We start from the raw sequence: 13642 nt of genomic DNA, 5'->3' as shown, positions 1-13642 counted from the left end.
CACATTGCACACGGCTTATTAACTAACAAAAAAGTTGTAACATATTAGCATATTATGCACACCAATTCCTGCAAACACGTTCGAATTTGCCCCTTTTTCTAAATAAATTTAAACATATAACAATAGTAGTTTTTACAGTTAATAAACACTACAAGTAATCAGAACTCCTTGCAGCGCGATGCCGCAAATATACGATAAGGCAAGTTGGCATGGCGGAATGCCAGTACACCTAAAAAATAAGGGCCGAAGCTGTTCCGCCCCGGCCCCAATGATCAACAAAAACAGATAACTAAGAGTTTTTCAAGCTCTCCACTATACGGCTGAGGTCACCAGACATTTCAGCGAGCTGCTGAATTGCCGCAGCCGATTCAGACTGACCACGAGTGGTTTCACTGGTAAGCCGTGACACCTCATCAAGACTGCGGCTGATTTCTTCGGATGCGGATGACTGCTCTTCTGCCGCCGTGGCTATAGACTGGGCCTGCTCTGCATTTTCTTTGGCCAGCCCCAGTATGGCATCAAGAACTTCGCCAGATTTGCTCGACAGGGTTGTGGTTTCTTCCACCACTGCGCTGGCGCGGTCCATGGAAGCAATGCTCTGCCTGGCGGCAGTTTGCATGCCAGAAATATTTTCGCCCACTTCCTTGGTGGCTCCGATGGTTTTTTCTGCAAGCTTGCGCACTTCGTCCGCAACCACGGCAAAACCACGGCCAGCCTCGCCAGCGCGGGCCGCCTCAATGGCGGCGTTGAGCGCCAGCAGATTGGTTTGATCTGCAATGTCGTTAATGACATCCATAATGGCACCAATGCTGTCGGCCTGCTTGCCCAGGGCTGTAAGGTCAACCTTCATGGCCTGGGTTTGCTCGTGCATATGGTTAACCGATTCAACCACCTGACGCACAAGGCTGACCCCCTGCCCTGCTTCCTGTTGTGTCTTGGCGGCATTGGTGGCTGCCTGACCCGAATTACGAGCAACCTCAACAATAGAGACGCTCATCTGCTCCATTCCGGCAGAGGTATCGGTCATGCGCTGCCGCTGAATCTCTGCCGCTCTGGCGATCTGTTCCGACTGGGCGGCCAGCTCTTCCGTGCTGGAGGCGATGCGCGTAACAACGCCCTCTATCTGGCTGGCTGCCTGCAAAATACCGCGCTGCGTGGCCAGTTCGGCCTCCTTGCGGGCTTCTTCCGCTTCGGCAACAGCATTTTGCGCGCGCTCGGCCTCGGCCAGCGCATGCCGCTCTTTTTCCTCTGTGGTGCGTATCATTTCTTTGAGCCGGGCCACCATGTTGCGCAGGGCATCGGCCAGCGTGCCAACCTCGTCCCTGCTCCTGATATCGAGGGTTTCGTCAAGATTACCCTCTGCCACCGCTGCGGCAAAAACCACGCCCTTGCCCAGAGGCTTGAAAATCAGCACCGTGACCAGCAGATGCACCATAAGGGCTGACAAAACCAGGGCCACAACGGCAGTAATTGCGCTGCTACGCAGATTGGCCGTTGAATCTGTCTGAATTTCTTCCAGCTGCTTGTATGTCCAAACCTTCCAGCCAAGACCGTTGATGATGTACAGGCTGCCCTCGTAGGCCTTGCCGTTGTGTGTGAACGTAACGCGGCTGTTCTGCTGCAAGTCGCTGTACTTTTTAAGATCTGGCGTTGTTTCCCACAGGCTTTTACCAATAAGCTTGTTGTCGCGATTGGCCATAATGTAACCATCGGCCCGCGTTAGGTAAATGTTATCAAATTCAAGCACATGATTGGTAAAATTGGTGATGTCTGTAAGCCCCAGATTGATGCAGAGCGTGCCCGCAATGTTGCCGTTTTCCAGCAGCGGCACGCCCACAGCCATAACGGTTGCACCAATGGAAGAGGTGTATGGGGTTGTGACCACGCGTTTTTCACCCTTGAACATGCGTGTATACCACTCTCGCCCCAATGACTTGGCATTGAAATTTTTTATCATGCCTTTGTCATTATGGGTTTCACCCGTATCAAAGGCGTAATAGGCTTCCACAAGATTTGTCTGCTTAAGCAGCTGCTTCAGCACGTTACGTTTATATTCATAAAGTTCGTCCGGGTTGGTTCCAACAGGATTCGTCAACATGCGCGAGCTTAATTCGAGCACATTGAAATATACGTCCATTTTTTCAGAAACAGCTTTGCCCACGGCCTGCGACATGGTATCCAGCTGCTCCATCTCGGAGTCGTAGGACGAAGCACAAAAGCTTCTGTACGAGCTGTAGGCCATGGCTATGATCACCAATGAAAAAAATGCGAAAACACTCAACAGAATTTTATTTTTAGCACTCATTGCCACGTCAATTTCTCCTTATGGATGGCAGCCTTGTTACAGGCCTGCAATATCGCATTATCGAATAGCAGCTAAAATACTTTATAGCAAACATCAAAGCTGTATATAAATTATAAAAAAAACATATTTTAATCAATTTTTAGCGCAATAATCATGTCATGGTTGCATTTTTGCAATATATTGTTGCAAAAATGCAACGCGTACCAATAAAAATTCCTCCATAACATGATACATATTGATTCAAAAATTTTAAGTACAGATTAACAACCATACGCACTTGAGCCGTATCGCGTAACCTGAAGTACATGATCTGATTCCCGCAGCAACCGGGCAGGCCGCAGCCAGTTGTGCCAGACAGCGCACTTTTGTATAAGCAGCAGCATGAAAACAGCAGCGAGCAGATTTATTGCAACAGATGACGGCCAGCGGACATGAGCGTTGGCGTGCTGTGGGGACTCTTTTTTTCGGCATTTGTGGCAGCGTCGATTTTTCCGGCGCAGTCAGAGCTTTTTCTGGCGGGTGCGCTGGCAAAACAGTCGGCCCCGTTCTGGGCCATTATTGGCGCGGCGAGCCTTGGCAACACGCTTGGCTCTGCTACCAACTGGCTGCTTGGGCGGTTTTTTATCCACTATCAGGACCGCCGCTGGTTCCCCATCGAAAGAAACAAACTTGCCAGGGCAGAAGCCTGGTACGCCAAATACGGACGCTGGTCGCTGCTGCTGAGCTGGGCCCCCATTGTTGGCGACCCCATTACCCTTGTGGCGGGCATTCTGCGTGAACCGTTTTCATCATTCATTCTCGTTGTCGCCCTGGCCAAAACCGCCCGGTACATTGTGGTGGCGCTCATCACCCTGCAATTTGCGTAAAAAACAAAAAAGGATTTGCGGAATATCTCCGTAAATCCTTTTGTTCGTACTAGCCCCGCCATGTGGGGCAGGGCTACTACAACAAGACAGCCCGCGTTCTATTGCAAGAACGCGGGCTGCTTTTATGCCTGTTTAGTATTAGCCCTGATGGTTTTGCAGCTGAATCACAATCTTGGCGGCCTCATCGTCTACGGATGAATGGCTGCCGTCAGCAACCGTCAACACAGAACCGTCCGTGTTATTGCTCCAGCTATAGTTACTGCCGCTTACGGCAGTCCACTTGGAGCTGTCCAGTGTAACGGAGGTGTTGGTATTATCGAGGGTAATCCCCAGATTGTCGTGCAACTCCCTGGCATCTGTCAGGCTTGCGGCTGCGCCGGTAAGCATGACAGCAATATTCTTTACATGACCATGATCGGCAAAGAGTGAATCCACGTCAGAGGCGGCATCCTTGACCAGCAGCACGTTGATGCCCGTGCCGCCATCCACAGTGTCGTTGTGGTTGAAGACCAGCAGATCGTTGCCTTCGCCGCCGTCAAGGAAGTCGCCACTGGCGCTGCCCTTGCCGTCCAGGAAGTCATCATTTGCCCCGCCATAGAGGTGGTCTACCCCCGCGCCGCCTTGCAGATGGTCGTTGTTGGCGCCGCCAAACAGATAATCTCCGCCATTACCGCCGTACAGGGTGTCGTCGCCACCGCCACCGTAGAGCACATGACTTTCGGTGGGATTGCTGGTGCTCAGGTCAATGCCATCATTGGCCGAGCTGCCAAATACCAGGTGTATTGCACTTGCGCCAGTGCCTATCTCTACTGCATGCCCGCCGAATGCATCGGTAACCGTGCCGCTTATGTAGAGGTCAACACCAGCAGGGTTGGAGGTGGTGTGAGCATCATCGGACGCGGTGAACAGGAACCCGTCGTGCAGGGTAGAGTTTGCCTGCCAGCCAGTTGCTGTGAGCTCGTGGTTTATCAGGTCAACGCCCTGTTCTGAATGGATGTTCAGATCATAGTGGTATGTGCCGTTGGCATCCACAGTCACATGCCCAAAGGTGGCATCGCTGACGGCTGTGTAGTGCAGGGAGGCGGTTTCGCCAGCGTCTGCATCTGTGGCAACAAGCTGACCACTCATGGTGGTAAAGGATCCGGCATGCGCCACAGGCACATCGTTTACGCCTGTAAGGTTAAACGTGATATCCCGGGTTGTTGTGCCGCCCTGTCCGTCGTTCACAGTCACATGGAACACTTCGGTGGCATGTTGCCCAGCAGCCAGAGCGTGACTGTCCATCGCATAGCTGTAGTGCCCTGTGGCATCCATGGTCAGCGAACCGTAGCTGCCTGCCACCACCGCAGCTGCCCCGGAATCCGCACTTACTGCGCTGCCAGCGCCGTAAGAGATGGCGTATGTCAGGGCATCGTGATCCGCATCGGTAACAGCCAGTGCAACAAGCTGGGCAGCAGCCCCCTCAACCACATCGTGGGCGACACTGGCGACCACCGGGGCATCGTTGGTGCCATTAATCACCACGTTTATGGTCTTGCTGATGCTGTTGAGCCCGGTGCTGTCCTTGGCAACCACTGTAAACTGGTCTGTGTAGCTTTCATTAGCTTTCAGCCCCTGCACGCTGGCACTGCTGTTGTTCAGCTCGTAGCTGTAGGTACCATCGCCATTGAGGGTAAGCTTTCCGTAGTTGGAGGATACGGACGCAGTGCCCGATCCCGCGCTGAGATCCATGGCCTGCGAAGCCGACGAGCTGTTACCAGTGCTGGTAATAGTGAGGGTTTGCAGGTTGCCATCATGATCGCTATCCGCAACAGAGAAGGTGCCGGAAACAGTCTGCTTTGCACCATCTTCTGCCAAGGTATCAGAGGGCGCGCTTATGCTCACTACCGGGGTATCGTTGACGCCACTAATCGTCACGCTGATGGTCTGGCTGCCACTTGCCTTACCGTGCGAATCCTCGGAGTAAACCGTGAATTTATCCGTGTAGCTTTCGCCAGCCTTGAGAGCCTGCACACTGGCGCTGTTGTTGTTCAGCTCGTAGCTGTAGGTTCCGTTGGCATTCATGGTCAGCGTGCCATAGTGGGACGTAATGCTGGCAGCGCCGGTTTTGGTGGCAATATTGAATTCTTGCGTTACCGTGGCGTTAGTATCGGTGCTGGTTATGTAAATATGCTGCGAACTGCCATCGCTGTCCACATCGGCAAGAGCAAATGTGCCAGAGGCCTTTGCTGTTGAATCTTCCGTAACCGAGGTGACAGAGGGCGTAATCGAGAACGTAGGCGCATCGTTAACACCCTTAAGGGTTACGACCAGATCCTTACCCGCAGATGCCAGCCCGTGTGAATCGACCGCCACAAGGGTAAACGTGCCACCCACGTCTGGCGCGTCCTGAGCAAGAGCCTTGACGGCGTCTGCATAGCTGGCATCAAGCGTGTAGGTATAGGTATTATTGCTGTTGATCTGCAATGTACCGTGCCCATCATGCATTGAGGTAACATACCTGCCATCGGCTGTTTTGATAAAGTAGCTGGTGGCGTCACCTTCTGCATCGCTGGAATCAAAGGAGCACGTAAAGCCCTGGGTCGATGTTCCATTATCTGTGATAGTCTGGGCAGAGACCCCATTCAGCACAGGAGCATCGTTGGTTCCTGTAATGGTGACCGTAACCTTGCCGGAATCCGTAGCGCCATGTGTATCGCTGACCCCGATCATGCTTTCGATCACCAGTTTTTCACCCTGGCCAAGATGTGAGATGCCCGTCTGATTTCCCGTAAAGGTGTACTTGCCGTCAGTGCCAAGCACAAAGCTGCCCATTTTCTGGGCACCCGTATGGCTACTGTCGCACGTTTCCCAGTTGTTGCCGTTCTTGAAAGCGTAGATATCCTTTGTCAGCGTACTGCTGCTGCCATCAAGCGACAGCACGAGACCAGACCGGTCATTCGCGTCCGCATCAAAGGTCACGGCCTTGCCGCTGACCACCATATCCGATGATCCATCTGCAACGTAAAGGTTGGCACCAGAACCGGCAACACCCGTACCGTTCGCACCATAGAGCGAAAGCGTGGGCTTGTCGTTGGTTCCGTTGATGACCACTTTGATGTCGCTGGCTGCGCTGGAGTTCGAGCCGTCGCTGGCCACTATGTGGAAGGTTTCGCCCAGCGCCGTGTCCTGAACCCCAAGAGCCTGCACGGCGGCGTTGGAGGTATTGAGCACGTAGGTGTATTTGCCCGTAGTGGCATCGAGCATCAGCGTGCCATAGGCACCCTTTGCCATAAGCCCGAGGTCATCGCCCGACCCGTCTACCAGCTTGTAGGTGATTGTTTCTGCATTACCGCCCAAATATGTATCTTTGCCAGAAACGCTGGCAGTTGCAGACACCTCAAGCGTGACATCTTCCGTAACCGAGAGAGTCGGAGCTGAAGGAGCCTGCGTAGTGTCGTTGTCTGCCGTCAGGTTTGTGGAAAGATCAATTGTAATGGTTTCGTGACCGTCCGTAACACCTACATGAGCTGTATCGGTAACTGCACCACGGAAGTTGCCCTTGTCTGTAGCCACATACTTGTATTCAAACTTCGTGCAGGGCACGCCATTATTATCAATGCCTTCACCGGCCTTGATGTAGAAAATGCCGTGGTCACCAGCCACCTTGTAACTGTAATTGTCGTTGGTGGCAGGATCTATGGACGTTGCACCAGAAAGCGTAAGGGCCTTGCCTTCGTTATTGTCCACATCAGAGACAATAAACGAGCCAGTGGGAGCCGTGGATGCCGTGCTGACCCATTCGGTTTGGCCCGCATACTGGTGTACGGCGAGGGCAGAGGCCTGCTGCACAACATAGGGGGTATCATTTGTACCCTGAATGTGGATCGTTATGGTCGTGGAGGTGCTATCACTGCCCGTAACATTGAACACCTGCGTTATGGTTTGCCCGCTCGCGAGCTGCTGCACATCAGGGCTGTAGTTGTCGAGCAGATAGGTATAGCTGCCGTCGGGCAACAGGGCCAGCGTACCGTAGCTTGTAACAACGGTTCGGCCAGCATCGTCGGCACTCATGGAACCTGGGGCTCCATTCTCGGAATAGGTTCCCGTAAGCTTGAGGCCGCTATCCCAACTGCCCGTCGGGGCGATGTCGCCCTTGGCTTCGTCGTGTCCAGCAAGGTCTTCCTGCACGGAGTTGGTGGCAGCCGCAAGGGACAGGGCGTGCCCACTATTGCCGCCATTGCCGCCCCCCTGAGGATTATCCTTGATGGTGATGGTCAGCGATATGGGGTTCAGGGCAACTGCGTTGTGCTCATCACGCACATAAATGGTGAAGTGCTCTTCCTGGTTGTTGAGGGTACTGGAATCACCATTGAGCACGTACATGTATGAACCGTTGGGATTGAGCAGCAATGTTCCATACTGTCCCTCAAAATGCTGCACAATTGAGCCTTCCACATAGCCATCGTTGGGATTTTTATCGTCTACGATAAAATACTTGAGGGCCGCGTTGTTATCTGCATCAGTTGCAAGGTGGCTAGCGGCAACATCGCCAGACACGCTCACCTTATGTTCATTGCCACTGTTGCCATGGGCGTTGAGTACTTCATCGATGTGGCTGTTGACAGCAACCACCGGGGCATCGTTGGTACCCGAGATAACCACGTTGAACGAGCCTGTGGCGTTTTCTGCCGCGCCAGCAGCACTGTTGGCAGTTACATTGACGGTAACGGTAACAGATTCACCCTCGGCCAGGCTGTTGATATTGTCTGCAAGGCGCGTGACACCGCCAACCGTGACGGTTGTGGGCGTAAAGCTGTAGGTACCATCGCTGTTGAGCGTAAGCGTACCATAGCTGTGACCGGCACTGTGGTCGGCACCGTCATATATGGTATAAGTACCATTTCCATTATCCACCACGCTGGCATTGCTGCCGCCAGCCACCGTGTAGCTGAACGTCTTGTAGTTGTGGGCATCACTGGAGTCTGAGTCAGACACCAGCACCTTGCCTTCAAGCTTGGTGTTCAGGTCTATGGAAACCGGGTTATTGTAGCCCAGGTACCCATCCTGCGTGTAGTGGAATATGCCGTGCTGCGCTTCGTCACCGGCGGCCACGCCGTCTTCTACCAGATGCACGCCACCTGTTGACGTTGAAACCCTTCCCCCATCATCCTGACCGTTAATGGTCACAACAATGGGCTTGATGTCAGAATAGGCTCCGTTGGCATCCTTTACGCGCACATAAAAGGTATCCGTGACCGATTCCCCATTGTTGAGGTAGTTCAGGTCCTCAGTGTTACGGGTATAGGAGTATGAGCCGGTCAACTGATCGAGCTTCAGCGTGCCATACTTACCCTGCATGACGCCGTCGTCGCTGGCGAGGTCATACTGCTTGGTTATGTCTGTTGAGGCGAGGTTCTTGGCTGTCACCAGCGAGAAGGTAAAGCCGGAATCCACTTTTTCCTGACCGTGTGTCTGTTCGTAGTCAGTAACCTCAACACGGCCAGTCAGAACATCCGCAGAATTTTCTGTGGTGCTCAGGGCCGGAGCCAGCGAAATAATTGGCTTGTCGTTGGTGCCCTCAATGGTAATGCTTACCACCGTAGGAGTAACCCCTGCGGCAACAGTGCCATCGCTGGCTTCGAGCACTGTAACTGTAAAGGGATCAGTGGCTCTATCGTGGCTGTTCAGCTTGTTTACAGCCGGGTCGTCGTTATTGAGCGTGTAATCGTACTGGTACAGGGGCTTGTTGCCACTGGCATCTGTCATGGAGCCCGTGTACTTGGTGATGGTCAGCGTGCCATGGGCCAGCGTAATGGTCACAGAACCATCGGCATTTTTGCTCGCACCACTGGCTGTGTAGGTGGTTTCAGTCATCATCCTGTAGATGTCGACCGTGTTCGAGCCCACCGTGATGCCAAAGTGCAGATTGGGAGCACTTGAGCCCCCGTTCAGGGACGCCTGATCTGTGCCATCGATATCGGATGCGCCAATGTAGCCTGTTGTGGTAGGCTCGCCAGCACTGGTGTTGTTATAATTTTTGGCATTGACGGCAGCATCGGCGCTGTCTGCTGGCGTAACGCCAGCTTCGATCACGTTTTGTATGGGTGTAAGCCACTTGGGGTTGATAACGGTGGGATCATCGGCCCCATTGGTGCTGAAAGTGAGGGGCTTGGTAATGGTTGCGCCGTACTGGTCACGCAGGGTCACGTTAAACACGTCGTTGCCGGTTTCGCCCGCGCCAAGCACCTTGGCGGCATCGGGGTTCAGCACGTACTTGTAGTCATAGGTATCATCTGCGTGCGTATTGGAATTGCTACCTTCATTACGCGTGATGGTCAGGGTACCATACTTCCCATTAATGGTCATTGTATTGTCTGACGTAGAGGCGGCCAGTTCGATCTTGGCATCGTTAGTGGAAACCGACTGTACCATGATATCATGGCCTTTTGTCATGTCCACCGTATCCACATCATGCACGGCAAGCGAGCCAGTGGCAGTATGCACGTGCTTGTCTTCCGTACCCATCAAGATGGTGCCGTTGGCAGCACCATTTGTGGTGTCCGCTATATCATTACCATTAACGAGAATTTTATCCGGCGCATCGTTGCCGCCATACACGGTGATGGCAAGCCCCTTGGTGCTCGCGAAGTTTGTGGATTTTCCGTTAGAATCAGCGACGGAAATGTTGAAGGTAGTGGTGGCGCTTTGCCCTTCACCAAGGGCATTTACCGTTGCGCTGCCCTGATCCAGCACAAAGTAGTACGTGCCATCGCTCTTGACATAAAGAGTGCCGTAGTTGTTGGTCGCATAGGTAACGTCGTAGCCGCCAGGGCCAGCGTGGGGGGCCAGAACCGTGCCGTCCGGCAATTTCACCTCATTCTGGCCACCAGATGAGTTCTGGTGACCAACGGCAATACCGCCAGTGCAGCTATACTGCATGCTGCCTGCCTTGCCGTGGGAGTCATCCTCGTAATCCTTGGCAACCAGCTTACCCGTCACAACCTTAAGCTGCTGCCCGGCACCCGTTCCCAAAGATAGCGGCGAGATGGCATCATTTTCGTGCGCATTTACAAACGTAGCCGGGGTATTGCCATACGTATTTGCCGCATATACGCCATCATCACGAACCTTAGCTCCTGTATTATTCGTGAGCTGATACGGCGAATCATTGGCCCCCTTGATGGTCAGTGAAACATTCGTTGTATCGCTCCACGCGCCAAACCTGTCGATAACCGCAGCCGGTGCCGCGATGCTGTACAGAGGGTCGCTGTCGGTCAGCTGCTGCACGCAGGTGGCAGAGTTATTAAGGGTAAACGTATATGTTCCCTTTGACATGTCTGTCATGGAAAACGTGCCGTAATAGTTTCCGTCTGTTGGCGCGCTTGTGGTGAGCGTGTAGCTGCCTTTACCGTCAGATACGGCATACAGGTTTGCTACCAGGGTCTGTGAACCATTTGTGGCAGTATACACAAAACCGTACTTCAACGAGCTCACATCGTTTACATCAACATCTGTTCCCGCAACCGTGCCAGAAATAGAATTTACGGGCGTGGTGCTGGCATCAACCCGCTCTGTCAGGGCATTGCCCCCGGCTCCCCAGTTTACACCTGTGAGCGTGGGCCGCTCGTTGGAGCCGGTCAGGGTGATCTTAAAGGTCTGGGCATCGCTTGCCGTAGTAAGCACAGTACCGTCTGACACGGTGGGGGCGATTGTAATCTCCTTGATTTCACCTTCGGAAAGAGCATTCACCGGGCTGGTAGCACTGTCGTTGAGCTTGAAGGTATACGTGCCGGACTTGTCCGCAGCGTTATCCATGGACAGCTCACCGTAGGCATTGGCCTTGTCCGTATCCGAAGCTTTGCCTGCGTCCACAAGCCTGTATCCATTGGCTGCTGTATCGTCCTTGACCACAAATACATCTGTTACCAGCGCGCCACCCACAACAGAGGGTGTACCAGTGCTGGCACCATTAAGCGAAAAACCGAAATCCAGCTTATCCGAGCCGTCCACATCCGCACCTGTTATGGTGCCTGTGTTGATGAGCAACGAATGGGCACTGTCAACGGTTTTATCGGTATCAGCAGGCAGACCTGCGTGCTCAAGCGGATTGAGTGTGTACCCGTTAGCATCATTGCCAGAGCGCAGGCCATCGCGATACACGCCGCTTTCCTTCACCCCAGTGGAATCGGCACCAGTAAGCGTGGGGGCGTCATTGCTGCCATTGATGGTCAGGTTGACAGTCTTAGTGCTGTAGGCGCCCTGTTTGTCTGCAACCACAACATTTGCGCTGATGGGGATGGAATCGCCGTCATCCATCTGCTGCACGCAGGTGGCGTTGTTGTTCAGCTGGAATTCATACGTGCCAGCGCCCTGGTCGGTCATGACAAACTTGCCGTAAAAATTGGCATCGGCAGGCGCTGTGGCCGACAACGTATACGAATTCCCGTTGGGAACCACATACATGGTCGCAACCAGTTCGCTACCGGCGGCAAAACCGTAGGTAAGATGGCCCTGATCGTTGCTGTCGCTGTCGTGACCCACAACTGTGCCGCTGATGACCGACGAAGCGGCAGGATTAACAAAGCCTTGCTCCGTTACTGAGCTCTCACCAGTCCAGGTGGTGCTGGTGATGGTGGGCTGATCGTTGGTACCGTTCACCGTAATGGTAAAGGTATGGCTGCTGTCGGCAGTGGAAATGGCCGTACCGTCAGTCACTGTAGGCGCAATCACCAGGCCCTTTGACTGGTTTTCGCCCAGGGCGTTGGCAGGGCCATTGCCATCGTTATTGAGTGTAAAGGTGTACGTGCCGGACTTGTCCGCCGCGTTGTTCATGGTCAGGCGACCATAGGAGTCGGCAGGCATGGCAGCATTGGCCGGAGTTCCCGCCGGGACTGCTTCCAGATGATACCCCTGAGAACTTCCGTCCTTGATCACATACACGTCGGTGGCAAGAGCCGACTTGCCGCCAGCGGCAACACTGGCACCCGGGCCAGAGAGTGAAAAACCAAAATCAAGCTGCGTGTCAGGCGTGTCCACATCAGCGCCACTGACAACGCCCGTAACTGTGAGCTGATGGTGGTCGCCTACTGCGGCGGCGTTGGCAGCTTCGCTCGTGGGGGTGTTTTCTCCACCCACCAGGCTGTAGCCGTGGTCACTGGGCTTCAGTACGCCATCGGCGTACACGCCGCTTTCTTTCACGGCACCGCCAACAACACCAGTAAGCGTGGGCGCGTCATTGCTGCCATTGATGGTCAGGTTGACAGTCTTGGTGCTGTAGGCGCCCTGCGGATCAATAACGGCCACCCTGGCAGTGACGGAAAGATTATTGCCATCGTCCAGGGCCTGTACGCAGGTGGCGCTGTTGTTCAGCTGGAATTCATACGTGCCAGCGCTCTGGTCGGTCATGACAAACGTGCCATAGTAATTGCCATCGGCAGGCGCTGTAGCCGACAACGTATACGAATTCCCGTTGGGAACCACGTACATGGTCTTGACCAGTTCGCTACCGGCGGCAAAACCGTAGGTAAGATGGTGCTGATCGTTGCTGTCGCTGTCGTGGCCCACAACTGTGCCGCTGATGACCGACGAAGCGGTAGGGTCAACAGCCCCCTGCTCCGTTACCGAGTTCACTCCGCCCGTCCAGGAAGCGCTGGTGATGGTGGGCTGATCGTTGGTGCCGTTCACCGTGATGGTAAAACTCTTGCCGCTGTCACCGGTTACAAGCACCGAGCCGTCCGTCACCGTGGGGGTGATGGTAAAGCTGACGTGCTGGTTTTCGCCCAGGGCGTTGGAGGGGCCGTTGGCAGCATTGTTGACCGTAAAGGTGTACGTGCCGGACTTGTCCGCCGCGTTGTTCATGGTCAGATGTCCGTAGGCATCGGCCTTGTCCGCAGCGGTGGCACTGCTTCCCGCCACAAGCCTGTATCCATCGGTTGCTGCATCGTCCTTGACCACATACAGGTCAGTAACCAGAGCTGAATTGCCACCCGGCACAGAGGCCGCACCAGGCCCGTTCAGCGAAAAGCCGAAGTTCAGCTTGTCCGTGCCGTCCACATCGGCACCGCTGATTACGCCCGTAACGCTGAGCTGATGCTGGTCGCCCACCGCTGCGGCGTTGGCCGTAACGGCGGTAGTGGCCTTGTTCTCGTCTGTTGTCAGGGTATAACCGTGGTCACTGGGCTTCAGTGCGCCGTCGGCATACACGCCGCTTTCTTTCACTGCACCAGATTCGGCACCAGTAAGCGTGGGCGCGTCATTGCTGCCCTTGATGGTCAGGCTGACAGCCTTGGTGCTGTACGCGCCCTGCGGGTCAATAACGGCCACACTGGCTGTGACGGAAAGGTTTTTGCCATCGTCCAGGGCCTGTACGCAGGTGGCGCTGTTGTTCAGCTGGAATTCATACGTGCCAGCGCTCTGGTCGGTCATGACAAACTTGCCGTAGAAGTTGCCATCGAGAGGTTCTGTGGCCGACAACGTATACGAATTCCCG

3 protein-coding genes are annotated in these 13642 nt (G+C 54.2%); 1 reads left to right on the top strand and 2 read right to left on the bottom strand.

Annotated features, from left to right (window positions below; genetic code table 11):
• Positions 1 to 289: 289 nt before the first annotated feature.
• Positions 290 to 2305, bottom strand: a complete 2016-nt coding sequence (locus ACE3NW_RS07125; protein WP_374281848.1) for a methyl-accepting chemotaxis protein — start codon at positions 2303 to 2305, stop codon at positions 290 to 292.
• A 431-nt stretch (positions 2306 to 2736) separates the two neighbouring features.
• Between ACE3NW_RS07125 and ACE3NW_RS07120 the strand changes: the two genes are divergently transcribed.
• Positions 2737 to 3171, top strand: a complete 435-nt coding sequence (locus ACE3NW_RS07120) for a YqaA family protein (RefSeq protein ID WP_374281846.1) — start codon at positions 2737 to 2739, stop codon at positions 3169 to 3171.
• A gap of 138 nt (positions 3172 to 3309) precedes the next feature.
• Here ACE3NW_RS07120 and ACE3NW_RS07115 read toward each other — a convergent pair whose 3' ends face one another.
• Positions 3310 to 13626, bottom strand: coding sequence for a beta strand repeat-containing protein (locus ACE3NW_RS07115; protein ID WP_374281844.1), 10317 nt, complete (start codon positions 13624 to 13626; stop codon positions 3310 to 3312).
• Positions 13627 to 13642: the final 16 nt, after the last annotated feature.

Origin of the sequence: Desulfovibrio sp. (assembly GCF_041907885.1) — a bacterium.
Classification (GTDB): Bacteria; Desulfobacterota; Desulfovibrionia; order Desulfovibrionales; family Desulfovibrionaceae; genus Desulfovibrio.
Note: the sequence above shows the minus strand (reverse complement) of the source record. Positions and strands in the feature narration are given on the sequence as shown.

Excerpts from the sequence above, each read along its gene's own strand:
- ACE3NW_RS07125 (WP_374281848.1), bottom strand. The coding sequence starts at position 2,305 with ATGAGTGCTAAAAATAAAATTCTGTTGAGTGTTTTCGCATTTTTTTCA.
- ACE3NW_RS07120 (WP_374281846.1), top strand. The coding sequence starts at position 2,737 with ATGAGCGTTGGCGTGCTGTGGGGACTCTTTTTTTCGGCATTTGTGGCA.